This window comes from Sporosarcina sp. FSL K6-1508 (genome assembly GCF_038007465.1).
Lineage (GTDB): Bacteria > Bacillota > Bacilli > Bacillales_A > Planococcaceae > Sporosarcina > Sporosarcina psychrophila_B.
In genome coordinates this window covers 431,502-457,724 of sequence record NZ_JBBOXF010000001.1, presented here as the reverse complement: position 1 = coordinate 457,724, position 26,223 = coordinate 431,502, and the positions used below count along the sequence as shown (strand labels likewise).

The 26,223-nt window shown below is 42.7% G+C and carries 19 protein-coding genes; 15 read left to right on the top strand and 4 right to left on the bottom strand.

What is annotated here, in order from left to right; genetic code table 11:
* Positions 1-165: 165 nt before the first annotated feature.
* Positions 166-963: a TIGR00266 family protein gene (locus MKZ11_RS01935; RefSeq protein WP_340792380.1), complete on the bottom strand. Its 798-nt coding sequence runs from the start codon at positions 961-963 to the stop codon at positions 166-168.
* A 94-nt stretch (positions 964-1,057) separates the two neighbouring features.
* Entirely contained in the window at positions 1,058-1,942 is an 885-nt protein-coding gene (locus MKZ11_RS01930) for a TetR/AcrR family transcriptional regulator (protein ID WP_340792379.1), read from the bottom strand.
* Positions 1,943-2,229: 287 nt separating this feature from the next.
* On the opposite strand from MKZ11_RS01930, the gene MKZ11_RS01925 reads away from it, so the two are divergent.
* The 7 genes from MKZ11_RS01925 to MKZ11_RS01895 all read left to right on the top strand — a co-directional run bounded on the left by MKZ11_RS01925 (position 2,230) and on the right by MKZ11_RS01895 (position 13,995).
* Positions 2,230-3,738 carry a DHA2 family efflux MFS transporter permease subunit gene (locus tag MKZ11_RS01925; RefSeq protein ID WP_340792378.1) on the top strand — a complete coding sequence of 503 codons (1,509 nt, stop codon included), beginning with the start codon at positions 2,230-2,232 and terminating at the stop codon, positions 3,736-3,738.
* Positions 3,739-3,859: 121 nt separating this feature from the next.
* A complete protein-coding gene (locus tag MKZ11_RS01920; protein WP_340792377.1) occupies positions 3,860-4,903 on the top strand; it encodes a YecA family protein in 1,044 nt (347 codons plus the stop codon).
* A 258-nt stretch (positions 4,904-5,161) separates the two neighbouring features.
* Positions 5,162-6,640, top strand: coding sequence for an aldehyde dehydrogenase family protein (locus MKZ11_RS01915; protein ID WP_340792376.1), 1,479 nt, complete (start codon positions 5,162-5,164; stop codon positions 6,638-6,640).
* Between the two features lie 25 nt (positions 6,641-6,665).
* Positions 6,666-7,832: a saccharopine dehydrogenase family protein gene (locus MKZ11_RS01910; protein WP_340792375.1), complete on the top strand. Its 1,167-nt coding sequence runs from the start codon at positions 6,666-6,668 to the stop codon at positions 7,830-7,832.
* A gap of 550 nt (positions 7,833-8,382) precedes the next feature.
* On the top strand, positions 8,383-9,573 hold the full coding sequence (locus MKZ11_RS01905) for an acyl-CoA dehydrogenase family protein (protein WP_340792374.1): 1,191 nt from the start codon (positions 8,383-8,385) through the stop codon (positions 9,571-9,573).
* Positions 9,574-9,876: 303 nt separating this feature from the next.
* Positions 9,877-10,575 (top strand): AIM24 family protein, encoded by a 699-nt coding sequence (locus MKZ11_RS01900; protein WP_340792373.1) that lies wholly within the window; start codon positions 9,877-9,879, stop codon positions 10,573-10,575.
* Between the two features lie 1,686 nt (positions 10,576-12,261).
* On the top strand, positions 12,262-13,995 hold the full coding sequence (locus MKZ11_RS01895) for an ABC transporter ATP-binding protein (RefSeq protein WP_340792372.1): 1,734 nt from the start codon (positions 12,262-12,264) through the stop codon (positions 13,993-13,995).
* A 225-nt stretch (positions 13,996-14,220) separates the two neighbouring features.
* Here the strand turns inward: MKZ11_RS01895 and MKZ11_RS01890 are convergent, their stop codons facing one another.
* Positions 14,221-14,823, bottom strand: a complete 603-nt coding sequence (locus tag MKZ11_RS01890; protein ID WP_340792371.1) for a TetR/AcrR family transcriptional regulator — start codon at positions 14,821-14,823, stop codon at positions 14,221-14,223.
* Between the two features lie 163 nt (positions 14,824-14,986).
* Between MKZ11_RS01890 and MKZ11_RS01885 the strand changes: the two genes are divergently transcribed.
* The 6 genes from MKZ11_RS01885 to MKZ11_RS01865 all read left to right on the top strand — a co-directional run bounded on the left by MKZ11_RS01885 (position 14,987) and on the right by MKZ11_RS01865 (position 22,993).
* Positions 14,987-15,898, top strand: a complete 912-nt coding sequence (locus MKZ11_RS01885; protein WP_340792370.1) for an ABC transporter ATP-binding protein — start codon at positions 14,987-14,989, stop codon at positions 15,896-15,898.
* Entirely contained in the window at positions 15,898-17,502 is a 1,605-nt protein-coding gene (locus tag MKZ11_RS01880) for an ABC transporter permease (protein WP_340792369.1), read from the top strand. Before MKZ11_RS01885 ends, MKZ11_RS01880 begins: the two co-directional genes overlap by 1 nt.
* A gap of 182 nt (positions 17,503-17,684) precedes the next feature.
* On the top strand, positions 17,685-17,807 hold the full coding sequence (locus MKZ11_RS25020; RefSeq protein WP_445326967.1) for an RAxF-45 family protein: 123 nt from the start codon (positions 17,685-17,687) through the stop codon (positions 17,805-17,807).
* A 155-nt stretch (positions 17,808-17,962) separates the two neighbouring features.
* Positions 17,963-19,834 (top strand): ribosomal protection-like ABC-F family protein, encoded by a 1,872-nt coding sequence (gene abc-f / locus MKZ11_RS01875; RefSeq protein ID WP_340792368.1) that lies wholly within the window; start codon positions 17,963-17,965, stop codon positions 19,832-19,834.
* Between the two features lie 318 nt (positions 19,835-20,152).
* Complete coding sequence (locus tag MKZ11_RS01870) at positions 20,153-20,722, top strand: TetR/AcrR family transcriptional regulator (protein ID WP_340792367.1); 570 nt, start codon at positions 20,153-20,155, stop codon at positions 20,720-20,722.
* A 69-nt stretch (positions 20,723-20,791) separates the two neighbouring features.
* Complete coding sequence (locus MKZ11_RS01865; RefSeq protein WP_340792366.1) at positions 20,792-22,993, top strand: YhgE/Pip domain-containing protein; 2,202 nt, start codon at positions 20,792-20,794, stop codon at positions 22,991-22,993.
* Between the two features lie 110 nt (positions 22,994-23,103).
* On the opposite strand, the gene MKZ11_RS01860 is transcribed toward MKZ11_RS01865, so the two are convergent.
* A complete protein-coding gene (locus MKZ11_RS01860) occupies positions 23,104-23,985 on the bottom strand; it encodes an SDR family oxidoreductase (RefSeq protein WP_340792365.1) in 882 nt (293 codons plus the stop codon).
* Between the two features lie 149 nt (positions 23,986-24,134).
* On the opposite strand from MKZ11_RS01860, the gene MKZ11_RS01855 reads away from it, so the two are divergent.
* Positions 24,135-24,917, top strand: coding sequence for a hypothetical protein (locus MKZ11_RS01855; RefSeq protein WP_340792364.1), 783 nt, complete (start codon positions 24,135-24,137; stop codon positions 24,915-24,917).
* Positions 24,918-24,925: 8 nt separating this feature from the next.
* The gene (locus MKZ11_RS01850; protein WP_445327022.1) at positions 24,926-26,215 is read left to right on the top strand and encodes a glycosyltransferase family 2 protein; all 1,290 of its coding nucleotides are present in this window, start codon (positions 24,926-24,928) and stop codon (positions 26,213-26,215) included.
* Positions 26,216-26,223: the final 8 nt, after the last annotated feature.

The window sequence follows — 26,223 nt, the reverse complement described above, 5'->3', positions numbered from 1 at the left end:
TAGGAGGGATGCAGGCAGTTAAGCCTCTCTTTGCTATAGGTTGAAAAACGTATCCTTTAAAAAAGGGTTGAATCATCAGTCGGAAAACCGACTTTTGAGACAACCCTTTTACTGTACGATGAATTCACCTTAGGCGGTGGAAATCCATAACTGTTATCGCTAACTTTATTTCCCGCCAAGCATATTAAACAAGCCACCTGCAATGCTGCCTTCGTCACGTGATCCGCCGCCAGGTGTTTGTGGTGCAGCTGCAAAGACGCGGCTTGCAAGTCTTGAAAACGGCAGAGATTGAACCCAAACTGTTCCCGGACCACGCAGTGTTGCAAAGAATAATCCTTCACCACCGAATAATGCAGTTTTGACGCCTTTAACCATTTCAATGTTATAACCGACGTCATGTGTCATCGCTACGAGACATCCCGTGTCGACACGCAATACTTCACCAGGTTGGAGCTTTTTCTCGATAATTGTTCCTCCGGCGTGGATGAATGTCATGCCGTCACCTTCGAGCTTTTGCATAATGAACCCTTCACCACCGAAAAAGCCGGTACCGAGTTTTCGCTGGAATTCAATCCCGACAGATACACCTTTTGCGGCGGCCAGAAACGCATCTTTTTGACAGATGATTTTGCCGTTATGTTCACTTAAATCCATCGGAATGATTTTCCCGGGGTAAGGAGAAGCGAAAGAGACGTGCTTTTTGCCTGATCCATTATTCGTGAACGTTGTCATGAAGAGACTCTCTCCAGTCAACATACGTTTACCTGCCCCCATCAGTTTACCCATGATTCCCCCGCTTGAAGAGCCGGATCCATCACCAAAAATCGTTTCCATATCGATTTCATCTTCCATCATCATCAGAGCGCCCGCTTCAGCTACAACCGTTTCTCGCGGATCGAGCTCCACTTCTACAAACTGCATATCATCGCCATGTATTTTGTAATCAATCTCGTGGTTATTCATCTTATCTTGTTCCTCCCTCGGAATAAGTTTACTTCTACTCAATCATACGAAATAGAAAGAAAATAGTTTCAGAAACTAAGGAAGTAGAGTCTGATTATTTTAGTGAATCCGTATAGCTCCAAAATTTGTAAGCGAGCTCATGAGCTTCTGGTTCGTGGGAAAAACCTACGAAAGATTCCCGGAACGAACGGGTGACGGATTCCAGCACGAATACCCGTGGACATTCGGAGCGAAGTTCATCCACTAAAAATTGAACATATTGTTTACCGGCAGGCGGTGCATCATCTCCGAGTAACTCCAGAAAACCAGTAAGCCGTTCAAGTAATTGTTCCTTTGTTTCTATTTGATTTTCTGCAAGACTGTTCAATTTGAGAAATATATCCTCCTTGAAAAACGTATCATTTGTGCTGATCATGCCCAGAATGATGGAATCGATTCTTCGCATTAAGAAATTCACAAGTTTTGACGTATCAATCTCCTCTGTTGAAACGGCTGACCATACATGTAGCATTTGTTGCATCATCCCAAACAGCATAACTGAGCAGTCGGGTGCGTAAGGCGCCGCTTCCTCGCCGTATACATCCACCATTCTTTCAGTTAACCAAGAGAATTCTTTTAAAATTGTAGTCTTGATAAAAGATCTCAGATCACTATCTCCTGAATGGAAGACCGCCTCAAAAATCGGCAGCAAATTCTGTTCGCGATTCACGTGCATGCGAATTAAAATCTGTTCAACCAAAACGCTTTTATCCGATAGGTCCTTACCGATAAGCAGTTCACGCCTTCTTACGGCCGCCTCGTCATGCGCGTGTTCTAGTATCGCCATGAGGCATTCATTCTTCGATGAAAAATAATTGTAGAATGTTCCTTTTGAAATACAGGACTCTTCCAAAATGTCTTGGACAGACGTAGTCGAAAATCCTTTATCTATAAAAAGCCGCTGTGCTGTCAATAAAACCTGACGTTTACGCTCATTCATTTAATCACCTTAATCCTATAGTTGTATTATAGAATCCATCCAATTTGGCTGATGGAAGGAATAATTCATGTCCATCTATCAAGACTTTCATGAAGGGAGTAATCACTTTGTACTGTTGGTACATTTATATATTAGCTTCAAAAGCTTATTATATCAATGAAATAAAGTTTTTTTAAATGAAAGCGTTTTCGAAGGTTGCATGTTTTGGACTATCGGTATAATATGTTTAACAGGATGTACTTAGGGTACAAATTCTATACGTTAAGTATTTAATAGGGGGAAGGAATATGGATATTAAAGAAATGCATCAAAAACCGCCTTATGGCATGATAGCGATTTTGTTTATAGGCGCTTTTGTCGCTCTATTAAATAATACATTGTTGAACGTTGCATTGCCGACAATTATGATCGAATTTGATGTAAAACCGTCTGTGGTCCAATGGCTGACGACGGGATATATGCTTATCAACGGTATCTTAATACCGGCAAGTGCGTTCTTCATTCAGAAATTTACAAATAGAAAGTTATTCCTAACAGCTATGGTGCTGTTCACGCTAGGGACGCTTCTAGCAATGCTTGCACCATCATTTGGCGTACTTGTTGCTGCTCGGATGATTCAAGCATGTGGATCTGCCATGATGATGCCGCTCCTTATGAACGTTATGCTGACAGCATTTCCGATTGAGCGCCGGGGAACGGCGATGGGGATTTTCGGTCTCGTAATGATTACAGCACCAGCGATTGGTCCAACTTTATCTGGTTGGGTAATTGAACATTACACTTGGCGTACACTTTTCGGCATCGTATTGCCGTTCTCAATTCTGACACTTGTTTATGCGTTCTTTAAATTGCGTAACATTACACCGAACCGTGACATGAAATTAGATGTGTTTTCACTTATTTTATCGAGTATCGGTTTTGGTGGGCTTCTTTACGGCTTTAGTTCAGCAGGTGATAAAGGATGGGATTCACCGCTTGTTTATGGAACAATCATTATTGGTGCAATCGCACTTATCGCGTTCATCGTGCGTCAACTGCGTATGGATGACCCGATGTTGGATTTCAAGATCTACAAACATCCGATGTTCGCTTTATCGTCGGCGATCTCGATTGTCCTATCGGTTGCGATGTTCTCCGGTATGATTCTTACACCGCTATATGTCCAGACTATACGGGGCATTTCACCGTTCCACTCAGGATTGCTGATGCTTCCGGGTGCGATTGTAATGGGGCTTATGTCGCCAGTAACTGGACGGTTATTCGATAAGTATGGTCCAAAGGTTTTGGCGATACTGGGTCTCACCATTACAGTTGTTTCAACATACTATTTGAGTAGACTTGGTATGGAATCTGGTTATTATTACATCATGATGATTTATACGATTCGCATGTTAGGGATTTCAATGGTAATGATGCCGGTAATGACGAACGGATTGAATCAATTACCGATGATTTCTAATCCGCACGGAACGGCCATGAATAACACGTTGCAGCAGGTATCCGGCGCAATTGGCTCCGCTATTTTGTTAACAATTATGACGAAGCGGATGGAATCAGCGGGTGCTAAGCTATTTGCAGAAGCCCAAGCTTCCGGTAATGCTCCGACGACTGCCGAGGGACTGGCGAAATTGCAAGAGCAACTTGGAGCGCAAGCGATGCTGGATGGCATCAGCTTTTCGTTTTTCATATCGACAATCGTTGCGATTATTGCTTTGATTTTGGCGCTCTTCATGAAACGTGTAGCACTACCAACTAACGAAAAGTCATTTACTAAGCCTGAGAAAGTTGAACAATAACTAATTGAATAAAATGAGCTCCGCATGGATATATATATACCCACTGCGGAGATTTTTTGTTTCTGTTATTATTAAGTGTAACGTAAATTTAGATAATGTATAATTGTAAGGACGTGGAAAAATGGTTGGACGAAATGACCCGTGCCCATGTGGAAGCGGAAAAAAACATAAAAAGTGTTGTGAAGGGAAAAATGAATTATCCCTTGAGACGCTTATTGATGAGGAACTTGAACGTATTGTCCTTGGTGCTTACGAGCAAAAGACAAGCCCGACAGATATGTCTGAATTTGAAAACTACAGAAGGCATTGGAAAAGTAAACTGGGTAAACTGATGAGCCCTACTGATATCGAAGAAGCTGTTAGTGAGTATTTCTTATTCATCGCCCGGCGTGACTTATGGAAGCGTCATCTCCTCAGAATGATGAACGGCTCGCTGAGAGGTACAGTTCGATCCGTTTTAGAGATATGGAAAGATCCTATTGTCTTGTTCGGCAAGGTGAAAGAGGAGCATGAAGAATATGTTGTTGTCCAAGAAATTCTTGGCGATGGTGCATACAAGTTAGAAAAGAAACAGGAGATGCTTTTAGAAGAGAATTCTTTCATATTCGGTGTCGTTTTACCTGACAATCGATCTCAGGAAAATGATATCTATGTTATTTCGTCATTGATGTTCATTAATGATTGGAATGGTTCTTTCGAAAAGCAGATAGTTGAACTCGCGGAGTCGAGTGGTTTTGCTAAAAGCCTGGACTTTTATAAAGAGCATATGGCGGATATATACGAAATTTTGCTTGCGAGAGATGCCCGCACAGTGGAGGAACTCATAGAGCATGACTTTACACCGGTTCAGCAAGAAGTAATCGCAATTCTTGATAATGTGCTCGAACTTAGAAATACTGTGCAGGAAGCGCATGAACTATTGAGAAATATTGTAGTAACCTATTTTTTGAAAGAGCGTCCTAATTTCCGTAAACCTGGTGTTATTGCTGCCGCAGTATTTTTCGTCGCAGTCGATTTGGGCATTATGGAAGACGAAGAGTTAACGAATGCTGAAATCGCGAAGCTATTCGATGTCTCTTCTAGTTCAATGATGAAACACGCAGATAATATACGTGAATTCGTAATTGAAATGTATGAACAAAGTCGTAAACAAGTAGAGAAATAATCGAACGAAGAGCATTTGTAGTGATTGAAATGAATAAGATAGATAAGGATCAGCCCCAGACGGGTATCTAATCGTCTGGGTTTTTCCTTTTTTAGGAGAATAGATAGAAGTTTTAACGTAAAGGGTTCGCATCTAAGAATGACGGGCGCTTTGCACATCAGTTTTTGAAAAAATTAAAGGGATATGATGGTAAACGTCGAATTAAATAAGGATGTAAGCGTTTTCAAAATAGGTTAGCTGGGAAAGGGGAATGTTGTAATGCAACTGAACAATTATATTGGAGGTTCGTGGCAGGAAGCTGGAGGGGCAGATTACACAGCAGTCTTGAATCCGGCAAATGGCACGGAGCTGGCGCAAGTAAGATTATCGACCAAGGAAGATGTGGGTCTTGCAGTGAAGTCGGCGAAAGGGGCTCAGAAAGAATGGGCACTCGTCCCCGCACCGAAACGTGCAGACTATTTATATGAAATCGGACGGCTCATGAAAGAAAAGAAAGAGCATCTGTCACAAGTGTTAACGAAGGAAATGGGTAAGGTAATCGAAGAGGCACGCGGTGAAGTGCAAGAAGGAATTGATATGGCGTTCTACATGGCTGGAGAGGGACGTCGTATGGTTGGGGAAACGGTGCCTTCAGAGCTTCAAGACAAGTTTGCAATGAGTGTCCGTGCACCCATTGGTGTTGTCGGACTTATCACACCTTGGAATTTCCCGGTGGCGATTGCAACATGGAAATCGTTTCCTGCCATCGTCGCAGGCAATACATTCATTTGGAAACCGGCGACGGAAACACCTATGATGGCGTATGAAATGGGGCAAATATTTGAAGAGGCAGGCCTTCCTGCCGGCGTCGCAAATATCGTTTTCGGGACCGGATCAGAAGTCGGGACAGCAATGATTGAACATCCGGATGTCCGTGTCATTTCATTCACGGGGTCGACGGAAACAGGTCGTCACGTGGCGGAGACGGGCGGACGTCATTTGAAGAAAGTATCGCTTGAAATGGGCGGGAAAAATGCGGTCATCGTTATGGATGATGCGGATATCGAACTGGCAGTGGAAGGGATTCTTTGGAGTGCTTTCGGGACAGCAGGCCAGCGGTGTACGGCATGCAGTCGCGTCATTGTGCATACAGATGTAAAAGAAGAACTTGAGCAAAAACTCGTAGAGGCCATGAAAGTGTTAACGATTGGTGATGGACTGGATGAATCAGTGAAAGTCGGACCGGTCATCAATAAAAAAGCACTTGATAAAATTCATAGTTATGTCGGAATCGGCAAGGATGAAGGGGCGAAACTCCTTACGGGCGGAAATGTATTGTTAGACGGAAAACTTGCAGATGGCCATTATTACGAACCGACCTTATTCACGGATGTGAAATGGGACAGTCGACTTGCGCAAGAAGAAATTTTCGGTCCTGTCGTTTCGCTCATTGAAGTATCGAGTCTAGATGAAGCCATTGAGGTAAATAACAGTGTGGAATTCGGGCTATCAAGCTCAATCTTCTCACGCGATGTCAATAAAGTGTTCCGTGCACAACGTGATCTTGATACAGGTATCGTCTATGTTAATGCAGGGACAACTGGGGCGGAAATCCATCTGCCGTTCGGCGGAACAAAAGGGACGGGCAACGGCCATCGTGATTCTGGCGTTGCGGCACTAGACGTTTTCACCGAATGGAAAAGTATTTATGTGGACTTCAGCGGAAAATTACAACGGGCGCAGATAGACACGGAATAATACTACACGTTAGGGGATGGGGAACATGAAGGTTGTCATACTTGGGGCAGGTTTAATGGGGAAAGAGGCGGCACGTGATCTTGTGAAATGCGATGACGTGGAAAAAGTATATTTGGCAGACTTGAATGTCAGACAGGCTGAAGACTTTGCAGAAGAACTGATGTCTGACAAACTAGATATCCTGTTGCTGGATGCAAAAAATGAGGAACAATTAAGCGATGTGATGGCACTTGGGGATGTTGTTATCAATGCATTGTTCTACACGTTCAATGAAAAAGTAGCACGGATTGCAGTAGATATTGGTGTTCATTCCATCGATCTTGGAGGGCATATTGGCGGGGCAACGGATGCAGTGCTCGGTCTCGCAGACAAAGCGATGGCAAAAGGGGTGACAATTATTCCAGATCTAGGGGTAGCACCTGGAATGATTAATATCCTTACGGGTTACGGGGCGGGCAAACTCGACAAAGTAGCATCAATCAAGTTATTTGTTGGAGGAATCCCGATTAAGCCGGAGCCACCGCTTAATTATAATGTCGTTTTCTCTTTGGAAGGTGTATTTGATCATTACACAGATCCTTCCCATGTCATTCGGAATGGAGAATTGTTGGAAATCCCTTCATTGTCTGAAATCGAAACCATCCATTTTGACAACTACGGTGAGCTTGAAGCCTTCCATACATCAGGCGGTACGTCGACATTGACGAAATCATTCCCGAACGTGGAAACACTTGAATACAAGACAATTCGTTACAAAGGGCATGCGGAGAAGTTCCAGCTGCTTGTAGATCTGGGATTGCTGTCGCGAGACAATGAAGTGACTGTCGAGGGGCATAAAGTGAAAGTCCGCGATGTTATGAGAGAACACTTATCGCCGCAACTTCGACTTGATAAAAAATCGGATGCGGTATTACTCCGCGTTATCGTAAGTGGTGTAAAAAGTGGCATGCCGTTAACATACGAATACGATCTGATTACGGAAAAAGATACGGCAGTGAACGAGACGGCAATGGCACGAGCGACAGCGAATACGATTTCCATCGTTGCACAAATGATCGGCAACGGTACCATAACAAAGCGCGGTGTTCATCCGCCAGAAAATATAGTGCCCGGTGAGTTATATATAGAAGAAATGAAAAAACGCGGTGTCATTATCGAAGAAAGTATCGAGTCAAACGAAGCACATGTCTAACTAGAAAAGCGGAAGGCGCCGCTTAGACGCGATAGGCATAAGACGGACCAACGGCGCGGAGAACTTCCGCATAGTTGGGCTGACTTATGACCCGAGCGACTGGTGCCTAGAGCTAGACACTAAGAAAAGCGGCTGGCGCCGCTTAGACGCGATAGGCATAAGACGGACCAACGGCGCGGAGAACTTCCGTATAGTTGGGCTGACTTATGACCCGAGCGGCTGGCGCTTGGAGCTAGACACTAAGAAAAGCGGAAGGCGCCGCTTAGACGTGACAGGCATAAGACGGACCAACGGCGCGGAGAACTTCCGCATAGTTGGGCTGACTTATGACCCGAGCGACTGGCGCCTAGAGCTAGACACTAAGAAAAGCGGAAGGCGCCGTTAAGACGCGACAGGCATAAGACGGACCAACGGCGCGGAGAACTTCCGCATAGTTGGGCTGACTTATGACCCGAGCGGCTGGCGCCTGGAGCTAGACACTGTTCCGTGTTGAAAACGTATAGTTTCAAATCTGAATAACGAAAGAATAGTCGTAGAAGGGGATGGGGAAGTGGATTTCGGGTTTACGGAAGAACAGAAAATGTTGCGAAAAACTGCTCGGCAATTCGTCGATGCAGAGATCATGCCACATATTCAGAAATGGGATACACAAGGCGGATTTGATCAATCAATTTGGAAGAAGCTTGCGGATATGGGCTTCATGGGCGTTTGCATACCGGAACAATATGGCGGCAGCGGAATGGATTACAATTCGCTTGCGATATTGTGCGAAGAATTGGAGCGCGGAGATACGGCGTTTCGGACGGCAGTATCGGTTCACATTGGTCTGAATTCAATGAGTCTTCTGCAGTGGGGCAATGAAGAACAGAAAAAGAAATACCTTGTTCCCCAAGCGCTAGGTCAGAAAATTGGTGCATTCGGGTTGACAGAGCCGGGTGCAGGATCTGACGTTGCAGCAATGGCGACGACTGCTGTACGCGACGGGGATGACTATATATTGAACGGTCAAAAAACATGGATATCCCTTTGTGATACCGCCGACAATTTCCTAGTATTCGCTTATACGGATAAAACGAAGAAGCATCACGGCATTAGTGCATTCATCGTTGAACGGGCGACACCGGGGTTTTCATCGAAAGCAATCAAAGGGAAATACGGAATTCGGGCAGGTAATACAGGCGAACTGTTTTTCGAAGATATGCGCATCCCTGCTGCGAACTTATTGGGGGAAGAAGGCGATGGATTCAAAATTGCCATGGCATCGCTTGATAATGGCCGATTCACTGTAGCTGCGGGAGCGGTTGGTTTAATTATGGGCTGTCTCGAAGAAAGTGTGAAGTATTGCCATGAACGGGAAACATTCGGCAAGGAAATTGGCAGACACCAACTCGTTCAGCAGATGATAGCTAATATGGAAGCGGGCTATCAGATGAGCCGTCTACTTGTCTACCGTGCCGGTGAAATGAAAAATAAAGGCTGGCGCAATACGCGTGAGACGTCGCTAGCGAAATGGCAGGCGTGTGATTTTGCCAATAAAGCAGCGGATGACGCATTCCAGATTCACGGTGCCTACGGTTATTCGGATGAATACCCCGTCGCCAGATTCCTGCGAAATTCCAAAGCGCCCGTCATCTACGAGGGCACACGCGAGATCCATACGATTATGCAGGCAGAATATGTGCTTGGATATCGGGAAGATAAGAAGTTGAGTAATACGCTGCCGGAATGGCCGTTTGAATGAATATAAAAATCCTGATGAAATCATTCCATCAGGATTTTTTCTTGGTGAAATGAGTATGAAAGTGTTCTAGCCCAAAAGGGAATTTCAGTTAAGGGGACTTCAGAAGACAGCTTATGAATAAAAAATGGACTGAGTTTGCTCGGTCGTGTCTGTTGGATTAGTTGAAACTTCGGCGTCAAGTGATACCCCTACCATCATGAGCATTGTCTCCGATCCGAAATAAGAAAAATAACTTTTAATTGAATCTGTTTATATAGTTGAACGTATATATAGGAGGGCAGATTCCTGAAGGAGGAGATATGAATGGTCAAATATACGATTAGCGAATTCGTAAATCAGACAAAGCAAGCTGAGCAGGAAAGCGAATACTTTGAATTAGAAACGCCTCGGATTCTGGAAGTGAATTTAACAGATCTTGTTTGGGCGAAAATGGGCTCAATGATTTCGTATACGGGTCAGATTAAATTCGAGCGAGAAAAAATACTTGAGCATGGCATGGGCATGATGTTTAAAAAAGCACTCACGGGTGAAGGCACTTCATTAATGAAAGCAACAGGAAATGGGCGGCTTTACTTAGCCGATCAAGGGAAAAAGATCACTATTTTCGACTTGAATGATGAAACGATTACGGTGAATGGCAATGACCTTCTTGCATTTGAACCAAGTATTGAATGGGATATTAAGCTCATGAAAAAAGTGGCTGGCATGATGTCCGGTGGATTGTTCAACGTCACGTTAAAGGGTAAAGGAAAGGTTGCAATTACTACCCATTTTGAGCCGCTAACGTTACTCGTCCGTCCTGGAGAATCCGTCATTACAGATCCAAATGCAACAGTCGCTTGGTCGGGTCATTTAACTCCAGAGTTCCGAACAGACATTAGCATTAGAACTTTTTTTGGTCGCGGGAGTGGAGAGTCTATTCAAATGGAATTCACCGGTAAAGGTTTTGTAATCATACAACCGTTTGAAGAGGTTTATATGACCGGGAATGGTTCTTCATAAATGACGATTTTTAGAATGTTGAACTTTTAAAAAGGTGTATGTCTAATGAAGCAAGGGTTCCCGAGCGGCGTAAAATGCTAGGGAACTTTTTTCAAATGCTAAGAAAGTATAAGTTTTTCAACTAGCAGCAGTTTCTAGACTCCAATGCTTTTCCATCTAGCATACCGTTCGTCAAGGGAGCTCTTCTTAACAGAAGTGTTTTTTAGTATATATGTTGAATTTAAGAATCCTATTGAATCTGCTGTGGCGCTTAATAATGAGAGTTTTAATTCGGGGTGTGGATTATAGAACGCTTGGTGATTTTGGGATGCCTTTGCCGCACCTGCGCTAGGGGTGTTCATTATCGAGAGAAATGTTATTTTGAGATGTATATGGCGAGATTATAATGTGATTACTATTCGATACTATATATTGAAATAAAAAAATCCATTGAAACGCTACGGCTACCCCTGTTAAGACGCCTTCGCTCATTTTATACACCGGATTCAATAATTCAACATATATAATTATAATCGTGAAAGACGCACGCCAGGTTGCAGATCTTATCACAGATAATGAAATACTCTTTCTCAAATAGACCATCCAGCGCAGACGCGACTTCGTGGTAGCCGGAGCGATAAGACTGAAAGTGTTCTCCTTTCGGGCTTATCGCGGGAGGTATCCACAAAGCGTCGAAGCGTAATTAGTAGAAATTCTGATTCATTCCTCATGTCTTGGAACATTCGTTGATCAAGTTCGCTCGATTTATGGCACTCCAAGTTGTAGGTCTCATCCCCGGTAACGAAATGCGCTTTCTCACATAGAAGCCATCTATCATCGAAGTGGTATTAGCGGGAATTAAAATTAACTCCAGGTATTAGTGCTTTTTCAGCGACCTCCCAAAAGCCCTTTTAAAGCGCATATCCCGTAGTCATTTGTGCAAAATATATAGGTACATTTAATTCGGAAAGAATATGAAGCATTATTTATGAAATACTCCACATAGGTATTGCTATAATTTCTTCAGCGCTTGTCAATCGACTTATAAACAAATTGGCAAAGGTATCCATGAAGGAAAAGAACAGTCATTTACGATGCCGCCATTAAAAAAATAAGAACTCAAAAAGATTGTGAGTGAAATGAGAAAAATAAAGGGCTTAGCTTAGTTAATGTTAAGTAAAAGATGGTTCGGAAGTAATTATCAAGTTATAAGTTGCTTTATGAGCACAAATTAATCAAGGAATCTATATACCTTTGTGACCACTGTTCAATGCCTGAAGTTCTTTTTTTTTGAGAACTTGAAAGGCCTTCTCAGAGGTCTTTTTGTCGTGGTAGAAGGAGGAATGGGTCTCATTCACAATCCAAAGTGCTTCATCAATTTCCTTTACCCGGAAGCATTCAATATAAGCCGTTAGATTTAAATACTTCGAGTGACAATACGAAGTTCGTTGATATTGAGTTTACATATGTCTACTAGAATGGATTTAGTGAACAAGGTTAGAGGTTGTTAGGCAAGGAAAGAAGGAGTTTAAACATGGCGAAGGATTGGTTTCATTTCAAAGGATTTTTCGGATATGAAGGAGCCGGAAAAGTTTAAATGTACATGAAAGGTTATAATAATAACATGCAGTAGCGGATGAGAAGTAGCTAAACTTATTGTTTGCGTCAATGATGCAAAATAGATTCAATGGATTGGAGTTACAAATTATGAAAAAGAAAAAAGTCGGCTTAAAGCCGTTTATAGCCCTTATACTATCTACCAAAATACCGAAGCTCGCTCTGATTTTTGGTTTAACGGCAAGCGTTCTTACAACGCTCGCTGGTTTGGTTGTCCCTTTGCTTACGAAAAATCTAGTAGATGGTTTTTCGGTTGCCTCGTTAAGCGTTCCGATAATGATCGCTATCGGAGTAGCATTTATTGTCCAAGCAGTGATTGATGGGGTATCCATTTATTTACTAAGTTATGTTGGACAAAAAGTAGTTGCCAGGTTGCGGGAACAAATGTGGACAAAGCTGATTCGTTTGCCCGTCAGTCATTTTGACAAAGAATCCAGTGGTGAAACGGTGAGCCGGGTCGTGAATGATACGGGAATCGTAAAAGAATTGATTACGCAACATTTCCCACAATTCATAACAGGCATCATTTCGATTATTGGTGCAGTGACGATTCTACTCATTATGGATTGGAAGATGACGCTTATTATGTTAATTTCAGTTCCGATTACCGTGGGGATCATGATTCCACTAGGCACGAAAATGGCTAAAATTTCTCGTGGTTTACAAGATGAAACTGCTGTGTTTACTGGTCATATTCAGCAGACGCTTGGTGAAATCCGCTTGATGAAAGCTTCCAATGCCGAAATGAATGAAGAGGCAAAAGGGAAAGCTGGAATCGGAAAATTACTAGGGTTTGGACTGAAAGAAGCCCGTATTACCGCATTGATTGCTCCTTTTATGTATTTAGTTGTTATGGTCGTCATCGTTATGATTATCGGATATGGCGGTATGCGTGTTGCGAATGGCACAATGTCGACAGGTGCACTCGTTGCATTCCTGCTGTATTTGTTTCAAATTATTTTTCCAATTACGTCATTTGCGATGTTCTTCACGCAATTACAGAAAGCAAAAGGTGCAACAGAGCGTATTATCGACATTTTAGAATTGCCATTGGAAGAAGGGCAGGACGGTTTGGAGATAGATATTGCGAACAAACCGATCCGAGTTGTAGATGTATCATTTGCTTATGAGGAAGGTGAGCCTGTGATTGGGAATGTATCCTTCGAAGCTCAGCCTGGTGAAATGATTGCTTTTGCTGGACCGAGCGGCGGAGGGAAAACGACGATGTTCGGGTTGCTTGAACGTTATTATGAACCTACGGCAGGGGAAATACGAATTGGCGGTACGCCTATAAAAGAGTTGTCGATGGCGTCGTGGCGCAGTCAAATTGGTTATGTATCACAGGAGAGCGCGATGATGGCTGGGACGATTCGTGAAAACCTATGCTATGGCTTGGAGAATAGCGAAAGCATTCCGGATAAACGACTTTGGGAAGTCACTGAAATGGCGTATGCCGATGAGTTTATTAAAAACTTTCCGAAAGGATTGGATACCGAAGTTGGCGAGCGCGGTGTGAAACTTTCGGGAGGGCAAAGACAGCGTATTGCTATCGAACGTGCTTTTTTACGGGATCCCAAAATATTGATGATGGACGAAGCAACAGCAAGCTTAGACAGTCAATCGGAAGGAGTCGTTCAAGATGCGCTTACACGATTAATGGAAGGGCGCACAACATTTGTCATCGCCCACAGATTATCAACTATTGTCGACGCGGATAAAATCATTTTCATTGAAAATGGGCAAGTAACTGGCAGTGGAACTCATAAAGAATTGACGCAATCACACGCGTTGTATCGTGAATTTGCCGAACAGCAACTGACGTAGGGAAGTATCGGTCGGTACGTTAAAAAAGTAATAAACCTTAATAAGAGGCTATTCCATCAAGTCAATTATTCACTGACTTACTGGAGTAGCCTCTTTTTAAAAAGGACAGTTTGATTAACCCTCAAAAAAATGTTAGTTCTATATAGAAATCATTAAAAGACATGCACAGCCCCTACATAGTATATCTTTAATTTCGTTCGTATTAGTTTATATTGTGGTGACATATCATGTAGATTTCTTGTCCTCTTCTCCTTTTCCAACGATACCATAGAAGAAAAGCTTCGTAAGATCTTCAGTCAATGGCAGTATCGTTGGAGCAATGTCTTTTTTCTGCAAGAAATCTTTAAACATCTGCAAATAGAGTAGCATTGCTTCATTGGACATAGTTGGATCAATAAAACCTTGCTCTTTTCCTTCATTAAACAAATGTATAAAGCGTGGGAGTGCTTCATTTGTATACACTTCTTCAACATAGCTTTTCCCGTTTGAATAATCGTTCATAAAGTATTCGAAAAAGTGTTCATTAATTTCAAGTGCATATTCGCTTTTACTAAAAATAACCTGTTTTATTTTATCCTCAAAAGGAAGGTGACTATCTAAAAGTTTTTTTTGTTCATCCCATACTTGGTCTACATAGAACTTAAGCACAAGCTGGCTTAGGTTTTCTTTACTTTCAAAGTAATTATAAATCGTAACTTGAGATACACTTGCTTTTTCTGCGATTTCAGTGATAGATACTTTTTGCACACCGGACTCCATAAATAAAGCCAATGCCGCTGTTAGAATCGCATTTTTCTTTTGTTCTCTCCGTCGTTGAAATCCATCCATATCTTTCACCTCGCCATAAGTTTACTGAAAGATATGTAGTAAAACAATTAAATAAGTTCATGAATTATTGCTTACTGGTCTATTTTCATTTATTATGAACTATAATGAAAGAAATAGTTCATAACTTTTACGTGAATAGTTTTTTAAGAATGGGGGATTCAAAATGAACGTATTAAGGACAACGAACTTAACGAAAGAGTTTGGTGCTTTCACTGCATTGGATGGTGTTAACATTGAATTGAAAAAAGGAGAAATCTTTGGTTTCATTGGTCCAAATGGTGCTGGAAAGTCAACCACTATCCGGGTGTTGCTGGGTATTTTAAAGGCAAGTGGAGGAGAAGTGGAAATTTTCGGTAAGGATGCATGGACAGATGCTGTTGAAATTCATAAGCGCATTGCTTATGTACCGGGAGATGTGAATCTATGGCCCAACTTGACTGGCGGTGAAGTTATAGATTTATTTGTAAAACTTCGTGGTACGAATAATAAAAGCAGACGTGAAGAGCTCATTAAGAAATTTGATCTTGATCCAACTAAAAAATGCCGAACGTATTCAAAAGGAAACAGGCAAAAGGTTGCGTTGATTGCCGCTTTTGCGTCAGATGCAGATCTTTATATATTGGATGAACCAACGTCAGGTCTGGATCCGTTAATGGAACACGTTTTCCAAGAATGTGTGCTGGATGTCAAAAGAGCAGGGAAAACTGTCCTGCTTTCTAGTCATATTTTATCTGAAGTAGAAAAGTTATGTGATAGGGTCGGTATTATTAGGCAAGGGAAGATTATTGAGACGGGTTCTTTACGTGAGTTACGCCATTTAACACGCACAAATCTCCTTGTCGAGACAAAACAACCGATTACGTCCTTGGCGACTATAAAAGGTGTTTATGATTGTAAGGAGCAAAACCAAGCGCTGTCATTACAAGTAGAAACCGAAGCGATGGATGCTGTGATGAAACATATTAGTCAATTTGGAATCGTGAAATTGGAAAGTACACAACCGACATTGGAGGATTTATTCATGCGTCACTACGAGGGGGCCCCGGCAGAAACTGAAGTAGGGGGTGTCTCGTAATGGCGAGGCATTTGTACAAAAATACAGGGCTGTTAGCACGTTTACTTGTAAGAAGGGATCGTATTCGAATACCAGTTTGGTTACTATCGTTAGCCATTCTGACGTTTGCTGTTGCTATATCATTTAAGGGTCTATATGCTACGCAGCAAGACAGGCAGGCAATTGCTGAGACGATGAAGAATCCTGCGATGACTGCGATGGTCGGTAAAGGATATGGCTTGGAAAATTATACGACAGGGGCTATGATGGCTCACCAAATGCTACTTTTCACTGCTGTGGCTTTTGCAATTATGAGTATTTTACTTATTACGCGCCATACAAGAGCAGATGAAGAAGACGGCCGGATCGAAATGATTCGCTCGCTGCCAACTGGACGCTTATCTACTTTACATGCGGCCATTGTCGTTGTATGTGGAATAAATGTGTTACTAGCACTCGTTATCGGTTTAGGACTATCCGTTCTGAATATAGCGGGTATGGATATGGAAGGTTCGCTTTTATATGGAGCTGCTTTAGGAGCGACAGGTATTTTTTTCGTTGCACTTACCGCCGTATTTGCACAGCTGTCAGAAAGTTCCCGGGGCACAATTGGCTTATCTTTTGCAGCGTTGGGTTTGGCTTATCTTATACGTGCAATTGGGGATGTGGGCAATGAAACACTTTCCTGGTTTTCTCCACTTGGCTGGGTATTGAACGCGCAAGTATATGTAAATAATTACTGGTGGCCAATTATACTAACAGTTGGCTCAGCCTTTATCCTAGTTATTCTGGCACTCTACCTGAATGCCATTCGTGATTTAGAATCGGGGTTTTTACCATCCAAGCCAGGGAAACAACATGCATCAGTCTTTTTACAAAGTCCGCTTGGGTTGACGTTGAGACTTCAGCGTACAGCATTAATTGCTTGGGCAATTGGAGTGTACGTGCTAGGTGCCTCTTATGGTTCAGTTTTAGGGGATTTGGAATCCTTTTTTGAAGATATTGACGTGATGGAGGACCTTTTAGCACCCGTTGAAGGATTTTCATTAACAGAACAATCCATCCCCATGCTTATGTCAATTATGGCGATGATCAGCACAATTCCAGTCATGATGGCAATGCTGAGGCTTGTGGGGGAAGAGAGGAACAATCGGACGGAGCATTTACTGAGTCGGGCGGTATCTCGTTCGCGGCTAATGGGTAGCTCATTTATTGTGTCCATTGTTGTCAGTTTTGTGATGCTGTCACTTACCGCAATCGGTCTTTGGTCAGCTGGCATAGTCGTTATCGAAGGAGGGATTTCTTTTGGAATGCTTTACGGGGCAGCAATGGTTTATCTGCCCGCGATGTGGATCATGGTGGGAGTTGCAGTGCTGCTCATCGGGATTGCGCCGAAAGCGACGAGCCTGATTTGGGTATACTTGCTTTATTCATTTGTCGTCGTTTATTTAGGTGGTTTGCTTAGATTCCCGGAATGGATGGGTAATCTATCGCCATATGGTTACGTTCCTCAACTCCCTGTTGAGGATATGGATTTTATGCCGCTCACCATACTGGCAGTCATTGCGGTTGTGTTAGTGGTTGCCGGTTTTATCGGGTATTTAAAACGGGATACCTCTACTTAATGGGATTGGCGCAAGTGCTCAAGTTCTAATAAAACCTTCTCACGCATGCATATTTTACACTTACTAGGTCTGTCATATACTTTAGGTTTTAACTGTAAGGAGAATTGTGTGGGAATTGTATAGGTGACTGTCACCCGATTTTGTGTTAAACTATTCTTACTATTAGTGAACGGAGGTGAGGAATGATGTTAGACACTGTGTATGCACGTGAAAGTCTATTGGAATATTTAGCCACTTCATGTGCGATTACTCATGAAATTACAGTCAACGGGATAAGTCTGTCCTATTTTAGACAATTTCAGTAATCACACAGCTGTTTGGCATGCATTCCTTACGATATTTTTTCATGAGGGAAGGCCGCTTACACGCGGTCTTTTTTTGATACCTAGATTCCAGGCGCCCTGCGCTTTTCGTAAGATGCTTCCAGTTGTGAAAACAGAACGGAAGGAAGCGGAAAATAATGATATGTACAATTCAACAAATAAGCAAAATGCTTGGCGGGAATATGATTTTTGAAAATCTTTCTTTAGACATTAAAACGGGTGATAAATTAGGTGTTGTAGGACGGAATGGCAGCGGGAAAACTACGTTATTTAAGTTGATTTCAGGAGCAGAACAACCGGATAGCGGGGGACTTCATTTTAAAAAAGGAACGACGATCGGTTATTTAGCACAAATCCCTTTATTCGATAAAGAAACGACGGGCTATGATGTGCTCAACAGTGCATTTAAGGAACTAAAGGAAATGCAAGCGAAAATGTCGGAGTTAGAGTCGGAGTTGGCCAATGCCGGAAACGGGGACATGGATAAATTGCTTCGCGTATATGGAGATTTGCAAGAAGAATTCGCACGCCGTGATGGCTACGCCATTGATTCGGAAATCGAGAAGGTTATCAATGGACTGCAATTGAAACCATTCGTTGGACGGTCTTTCGGTCAATTGAGTGGTGGCGAACAGACGAAGATCATGCTTGGGAAGCTATTATTGACGAAACCTGATTTGCTGTTATTGGATGAACCGACGAACCACTTGGACTTATTTGCAGTTGAGTGGTTGGAAGCGTACTTAACAGATTACACGGGAACAGTTGTCATCATTTCGCATGACCGTTATTTTTTGGATTGTGTCGTGACGAAGATTGCAGATCTTGAAGAAGGGGAGCTCCATCTTTATTATGGAAATTATTCCGCCTTTATTCTAGAAAAAGAAGAGCGTCTAATGAGGGAATTCCAGAATTATGAAGAGCAGCAAAAGAAGATTAAAAAAATGAAAGAGGCCATTAAACGGCTTCACCAGTGGGCAAACGAGGCTAATCCTCCGAATGCGGGATTGCACAGGCAAGCACGCAATATGGAACGGGCGCTAGAACGGATGGGAAAAGTAAGAAAACCGCTTATCGATCCGAAGAAAATGACTTTATCATTTGAAGCCGCGGCACGGAGCGGCAAGGAAGTTGTTGTAATGGAAGGTATCATGAAATCATTTGGTCAACAGGAGCTGTTGAAGGGCGCTGACTTCCATATCTATTGGAAGGATCGAACAGCGATTGTCGGCCGTAATGGATGCGGAAAATCAACTGTACTAAAAATTATTTTAGGCGAGCTTACGATTGACGCCGGTTTGAGTAAAGTAGGAAGTAACGTGAAAATTGGGTTCCTATCACAACATTTTGAAATCACGGATCCCAAGGCGCGTCTCATTGATGTCTTTCGGAGCGAAGTACAAATTGCTGAAGGGGAAGCTCGGCATATATTGGCGAAATTCATGTTTTATGGTCCAGATGTATTTATGCGTGTTGGAGATCTAAGCGGTGGAGAACGGATGCGGCTCCGTTTGGCACAACTCATGTACCAGGACGTTAACTTCCTTGTGCTAGACGAGCCGACAAATCATTTGGATATTGAGTCTCGCGTTGTGCTTGAAGAAGCACTTGAAGATTTCACGGGTACAATCGTTGCCGTTTCGCATGACCGTTATTTCTTGAATAAATTATTTCACCGTACGGCATGGTTGGAAGATGGTCTCATTACGACTTTTGAAGGGCCATATAATTGGGCACGAGAGAAGTGGCAGGGACTTCAAAGTCGCGTGGTAGTCGAGACGTCTGAATCTGATATAGGTGAAAAACCAAAGATAGAGAAAGTGAAAGAAGAAGTGACCGTTCACGTGGAAGAGGAAATTGCGAGACTTGAACAAATAATTGATGCCCTGGAAAAGAAAGCGGAAGATGAAAAAGAGTGGATGAAATATGAATCGTTGATGGCGGAAGTTGCTGTGTTGAAATTAGAACTAGAGACTTATTATGAAATGTGGATGAATGAAGTAGAATAAGGATTTGAATATATAGTCTGGGGAGGGAGTAGTCCTTTCCAGACTTTTTAAAAAGATAATGGAAGTATAAGTTTTTCAACCTGGAGCAGTGTCTAGCTACAGGCGCCAGCCGCTCGGGTCATAAGCAATCCAGCTATGTGGCAAAGATCGCCACGTCGCTGGATCGACTTATGCCTGTCGTGTCTAGCGGGCGCCTTCCGCTTTTCTTATCCGAAATAAAACCCTTGCATAATTCTATCAGCCAGAGTAATATAATGACTAGGTGACCGAAATGGTTTTATGGTCAATAATATAATCCATTCAAAGTGAGGTGGAGAAATGGACCGCAGGCAGGAAATTTTGGAGGCAGCTGCAAAGTCATTTTCGCTTTTCGGCTACAAAGCAACGACGATGGACCAGGTTGCAAAAATAGCGAATGTCGGCAAAGGAACAATCTATACGTTTTTCGCCAATAAAGAAGAATTGTTCAATGCCATTGTGGTGAAAATGATTAATGAAATGCGTGCAGAAGCGGACAGCGTAGCTGTTGAAGGTGCGCCTTTTGAACAAAATGCACATGCACGACTGATGCGCATGCTCAAGTTTCGTGAGACACATCTATTATACGCGAAACTGATTGACGAAGAAAAAGAACTTCGGACGCCAGCTGTAAGTGAAGTGTTGCAGTCGATTGAAAAAGAAATCGTTTCATATGTAAAAGAGAAGATAGAAAAAGCGATTGCCAAAGGTGAACTAAAGCAGTGCGATACAGAACTTGTAGCATATTTATTATTTAAAGCGTATCTTGCACTCGTTGCAGACTGGGGAAAAACCCATGCTCATGAAATCACGGAAGAGCGCATTGTAGCATTACTTAGCGGGACCATTTTTAAAAGTCTCTTGTTATGAGACTCCTTTTTTTATTCGAAAGTGACCATTTGAGGAAAGTGGTCAACTAGTACAGGAGGAAGTAGATTTATGAAAAAATCAATGACAGGAGCAGAATGGAAACTGCTCTTACGTTCAAAAAAACTAATCGTTCCCATGATTGCTATTTTGTTCATTCCAGTTCTTTATGCAGGTATGTTTTTATGGGCGTTTTGGGATCCGTATGCCAATATGAACGATTTGCCGGTTGCAATCGTCGATCTTGATAATGGGGCTGAAATGGATGGGGAACAACTGGCACTCGGGAAGGAACTGTCCAATAAATTAATTGACAGTAAGCAGTTTGACTTTATGAAAGTATCGAAAGAAGATGCAGAAAAAGGGCTCGAAAATGAAGACTATTACGTTGTAATTGAAATACCGGAAAATTTCTCGGAACATGCAACTACGCTGTTGGATGCAGAACCGGAGAAATTGACAATTGTCTACAAGCCGAATGAAGGCTTCAACTTCCTTTCCGCTCAAATTGGAGAGACGGCGATGGACCGGATCCGTGCGGAAGTGAATGAACAAGTTGCTTCAACGTATGCGGAAAAGCTATTTGATTCCATTACTGAAATGGGTGATGGGTTCGGTGAAGCAGCTGACGGTGCCGGTGAATTACATGACGGTGCTGCAAAACTATCATCGGGCGCAGATGAATTGAAAGGGTATCTTGAAACGTTGGCAAGTAGCACGGTTACACTTGCAGACGGTTCACAGAAACTAGTGCAAGGAGCAAACGACGCGGCTAAAGGTGCCAATGAATTGAACAAAGGGCTAGGTACTTTATCGCAAGGGTCAAAAGATCTTCTTACAGGAGCACAAAAAGCATCAACAGGCGCTAACGGGCTGAAGGATGCGATTGCTCAATATACGGAAGGGGTCGGCCAACTGGCGGTTAGTTACGGTCAGATTGCTCAAAAAGAAAAAGAATTTGGCGGAGCAGTAAGTTCGTTAAGCGAAAAATCAGGTGAATTAAATACAGCTGCTAGCCAGCTTGTAAAAGGTTCCACAAATTTAGGGGCAGGAATTGATCAACTTTCAGAAAGTCTTGCCCCGGTGCTTGCATCACTTCCGGAAGAGCAACAGGAAGGGTTAAATGCGGCACTAAACCAAGTGAAACAAGGAAGTGCTGAACTATCAGGTGGAATACAACAACTTTCTGAAGGTACAGGTGCATTGTCAGCGGGTTCTGGTGAGCTGAATGGGGCTGCAGGTCAACTTGCGGGCGCGCATAGTCAGGCCTTGGCTGGACTACAGAAGTTGGAAGGCTCGTCCCCGGCTCTTCGTGAAGGAGCGGGTGCTATAGCGTCTGGAACTGGAGAACTTTCATCCGGGATTGCACAGCTTTCTGAAGGCGTAACATCAGCACAGAAAGGATCATCTGATCTGGCAACAGGTCTTAATTCTTTAACAGAAGGAACAGGCACCCTGAAAACAGGAACAGATACACTCGCATCGAAATCACAGGAACTTGCTGAAGGATCAGCGACATTAGCTGACGGTGTTGTAGAACTTGATGAAGGAACATTGACATTGAAAGAAAAACTTGCCGAAGCCAATGAAACCGCAAGTGAAGTGAATCCGACAGACAAAACGTACGGTATGGTCGGAGCACCTGTCGATGTTGAGAAGGAAGGTATTAACCATGTGCCGAACTATGGTACCGGTTTTGCACCATACTTCTTATCACTCGGACTATTTGTCGGTGCACTTCTTCTTTCCATTGTCTTCCCGTTAGTCGAACCGGCTATTAAGCCGACAGGGGCATTCAAATGGTTTGCGAGTAAAGTTTCCGTGCTTGCAATCGTCGGTCTATTGCAGGCGCTTATTGCAGCAGGCATAGTCAAGTTTGCACTTGGAATGGAAACGATTAATACTCCAATGTTCCTTTTGACAGCAATCATCACAAGCTACACATTCATTGCACTTGTACAGATGTGCGTATCCATTCTTTCGGATGCAGGACGTTTTGTAGCAATTCTTGTCCTGATTTTGCAATTGACGACAAGTGCAGGGACGTTCCCGCTTGAATTGATACCGGCACCATTGCAAATCTTCAACACATTATTGCCGATGACGTATTCCGTCCAGGCATTCAAAGGGGCCATCTCAACTGGCAATATGTCATTCCTTTGGACGAACAATGGTATCCTGCTCGGCTTTATGGTTGCATTCCTTGCCATTACATTCGGATACTTTGCACTTCTTTACAAAAAGAAATTCTCGAAAGAAACAGTGGAAGCATAATTAAGAAAAGCCCCGTTACGCGGAAGAAATTCCGTGTAACGGGGCTTTTTACTGTTTTCTTTGAACTAAACAATGCCCCTTCAGAAAAAATTCTCTAAGGGGTATTATCATTAAGATCCGACAAAACCTCCGCCATCAACATGGATGGTCTGGCCAGTCATATAACTGGAGTCACTAGAAGCAAGGAATACATAAGCTGGTGCGTTTTCGGCAGGCTGTCCGCGGCGTTTAACAGGCGTATCTGCTCCGTGCTGCGCAACTTTTTTCGCGTCAAACGTGGCTGGGATAAGCGGTGTCCAAATTGGACCTGGGGCAACAGCGTTGACGCGTATCCCTTTCTCAGCTAAGTTAAGTGCAAGCGAACGTGTAAACGAAGTGATTGCACCTTTCGTCGCGGAGTAATCCAGTAAACCAGGCGAACCATTATAAGCCGTAACAGAGGACGTATTGACGATGGCGTCACCATCCGTCATATGATTCAATGCCGCCTTCGTCATATAGAACAGACCGAAGAAATTCGTGTCGAATGTCTCACGAAGCTGATCGGCTGTAATAGCGGAGATATCATCTTGAGGAAACTGCTTTCCTGCATTATTGACGAGAATATTTAAACCGCCAAACTTATCAACAACTTCATCAATCAATTGCTCGCAATGTTCTTCTTCACTGATGTCGGTTCGAATTTTCAAGGCTTTCCCGCCATAGCCTTCAATGAGTTTTACGGTTTTATCCGCATCTATATCCTCCTGTTCGCCCAAATACGCGATAGCCACGTTCGCGCCTTCCTTTGCAAAAGCGACCGCTACTGCCCGTCCAATACCACTATCGCCGCCAGTGATCAAAGCAGTTTTCCCATTTAATTTACCAGAGCCTTTATAATTCTCATCGTCATAAATCGGTGCCGGACTCATTTCCGCTTCCACACCAGGTTGCTGATCCTGTGTCTGTCCTGGAACGTTTTCATCAACTTTTTCATACTTATCTTTTGTCAAATTAATTCCTCCTATGCTGATAGCCGTATAGAGGGATTATTCCCTGAATCGATTTCTATAAACCCATGGATATCTTATGAAAGAAGTGATATGCTGTTTTTTTGTTCCGGAAAGAGGGAATAGAAGACTTAAGAAAGAAGGTGATTTCAATGGGGAAACGAACAGTTTGGGATAGAACAAAATTGCCGATTGCCTCAATCAGTTGGCTCCTATCAATGCTTGTCATCTTGGTCATTACATATAAAATCGTACCACTCTATACCTACTTAGTATTTGGTTTCCTGGCATTATTGTTTTTTAGTGTGTCCGATAGAGTTGCATTTTTCTTTTATAATACATTAATGCTTGTGACTGTATTCTATTTTCTCTTCTTGGCATTTAAAGAAAGTTGGCAACCGGGCGAACAAGCAATGGCAATCGGACTGCATTTCGTTTTCTTAATTCATCTATTTTCGCTATATAGCTTATCCAAATATGTCTATCAGATTGGTGCGGAGAATCGGTTATTAAAAAGCCGTGTCGCTCAATTGGAGGAATACGTTTTGGAGGAGGGTGTTTTGACAAAGCGTGAATTTGAGAAACAAGCAACACTTATCTTATCCAATATGAGTCGTCGTAAAGAAACAGGCTTCTATCTGAAAGCAGATTTAATTGAGATTAATCGGACGGTCAGAAAAAAACTCATGCTTGCTTTGGCAAGTATGATGTATGTTACATTTCGTAAAAATTATGATATTATCGGTCAATTTGATAACTCAACACTCATAGTACTGGTTCAGAATACTGAAGAAAATGGTCTTAATATCGTAAGAGGTCGACTAGAAAAACTGCTGGCCGAACGTCTGGAAGAAGACGCCATCAAAAAAATTAGATGGACCGTAATGAAAATTGATGGACAAAGGTCCTTGTACGAAGCGGCGGTGGTTGAATGAAAGGTCGTATGGGTGTTCTAATTATAAGTTTCGCTCTATTTCTAGTCCTGCTTGTTCTGGCGGCGATATTCAATGTTAGGTTGTTACTGTTTTTTACGACCGCTTTATTTCTAGTATTGCTTCTTTACTATTCTGTTTTAACAATTGCTGGATTGTACAGCCGGCAGACAAACAAAAAGATTCCGGTATTGGACGATTATCCAAGTGTGGATATCTTAATCCCGGCGCATAATGAAGGGGTTGTTATTAAGGATACAATTGAGGCGATGGTATCTATCGATTATCCCGGTAATCTGCAGATTTATATTTTAAATGACAACTCTTCCGACGATACAGGGGAGATTACGGATGCGTTTGCCAATGCGTATAAAAACGTCCACCATATCAATGTTCCTCCAGGGGAACCGCGCGGGAAATCGAGGGTACTGAATTATGGTCTCAGTATTTCGGATAGTAAATATTATTGTGTGTACGATGCGGACAATCAACCAGAACGACAAGCACTTGTAAAACTTGTTGCCATTGCAGAAACGCAAGAAAAAGCCGCTGGAGCTGTCGGGTACGTGCGGACGATGAACGAATCAGCATCTTGGCTCACAAGAATGATTTCGATTGAGTTTCAAGTATTCCAATTGCTAATGCAATCGGGAAGATGGCAACTGTTCAAAACGGGTTCACTCACCGGCACAAATATGCTTGTGAAACGAGCGGTCATAGAAGAACTTGGCGGATACGACCGATATGCTATTGCGGAAGATGCAGAATTGACATTGAGGATTACACAAAAAGGGTATTATTTGCCGATTGTTCCCCAGTCAATCACTTGGGAACAAGAGCCTGAAACGCTTGGTACCTATTTGAAACAACGGACAAGATGGTTGCAAGGGAACCTATACATTGTAGAAAAAACACTGACAGAACCAGGTTATTTCAAAGGCAAGCTGCTCGTCCATTCCATTCACCAGTTGCTTGTTTACGTTGTTTTCTGGTTCTTCCTTGTATTTTCTTACGTATGGTTTGTGCTTGGAATCCTCGATGTCTTTTTTATCGAGTATACCTATCCGCTCTTGTTCATCTGGTATCTAGCCTATATTGTGTATACAGCACAGTTATTCGCGGCTCAGGCAAGTCAAAGAACCTTTTCGCTGGTTAATGTTTTTGTCAGTGTCATTATGTATTTTACATACGCGCAACTGTTTTCTTATTTGTTCGTACGCAGTCTAATATTTTATATAAAAGCGAAGAAAAATCGCCAAATAATTGGCTGGGACAAGACTGAGCGATTTAAATCGAAATAAAACGAGTT

Bases quoted from the DNA above. Each gene is read 5' to 3' on its own strand.
- MKZ11_RS01890 (WP_340792371.1), bottom strand. From the start codon at position 14,823: ATGGATGGATTTCAACGACGGAGAGAACAAAAGAAAAATGCGATTCTA.
- MKZ11_RS01915 (WP_340792376.1), top strand. From the start codon at position 5,162: ATGCAACTGAACAATTATATTGGAGGTTCGTGGCAGGAAGCTGGAGGG.
- MKZ11_RS01880 (WP_340792369.1), top strand. From the start codon at position 15,898: ATGGCGAGGCATTTGTACAAAAATACAGGGCTGTTAGCACGTTTACTT.
- MKZ11_RS01885 (WP_340792370.1), top strand. From the start codon at position 14,987: ATGAACGTATTAAGGACAACGAACTTAACGAAAGAGTTTGGTGCTTTC.
- MKZ11_RS01855 (WP_340792364.1), top strand. From the start codon at position 24,135: ATGGGGAAACGAACAGTTTGGGATAGAACAAAATTGCCGATTGCCTCA.
- MKZ11_RS01900 (WP_340792373.1), top strand. From the start codon at position 9,877: ATGGTCAAATATACGATTAGCGAATTCGTAAATCAGACAAAGCAAGCT.
- MKZ11_RS01910 (WP_340792375.1), top strand. From the start codon at position 6,666: ATGAAGGTTGTCATACTTGGGGCAGGTTTAATGGGGAAAGAGGCGGCA.
- abc-f (WP_340792368.1), top strand. From the start codon at position 17,963: ATGATATGTACAATTCAACAAATAAGCAAAATGCTTGGCGGGAATATG.
- MKZ11_RS01920 (WP_340792377.1), top strand. From the start codon at position 3,860: ATGGTTGGACGAAATGACCCGTGCCCATGTGGAAGCGGAAAAAAACAT.
- MKZ11_RS01930 (WP_340792379.1), bottom strand. From the start codon at position 1,942: ATGAATGAGCGTAAACGTCAGGTTTTATTGACAGCACAGCGGCTTTTT.
- MKZ11_RS01925 (WP_340792378.1), top strand. From the start codon at position 2,230: ATGGATATTAAAGAAATGCATCAAAAACCGCCTTATGGCATGATAGCG.
- MKZ11_RS01895 (WP_340792372.1), top strand. From the start codon at position 12,262: ATGAAAAAGAAAAAAGTCGGCTTAAAGCCGTTTATAGCCCTTATACTA.
- MKZ11_RS01850 (WP_445327022.1), top strand. From the start codon at position 24,926: ATGGGTGTTCTAATTATAAGTTTCGCTCTATTTCTAGTCCTGCTTGTT.
- MKZ11_RS01935 (WP_340792380.1), bottom strand. From the start codon at position 963: ATGAATAACCACGAGATTGATTACAAAATACATGGCGATGATATGCAG.
- MKZ11_RS01865 (WP_340792366.1), top strand. From the start codon at position 20,792: ATGAAAAAATCAATGACAGGAGCAGAATGGAAACTGCTCTTACGTTCA.
- MKZ11_RS01870 (WP_340792367.1), top strand. From the start codon at position 20,153: ATGGACCGCAGGCAGGAAATTTTGGAGGCAGCTGCAAAGTCATTTTCG.
- MKZ11_RS25020 (WP_445326967.1), top strand. From the start codon at position 17,685: ATGATGTTAGACACTGTGTATGCACGTGAAAGTCTATTGGAATATTTA.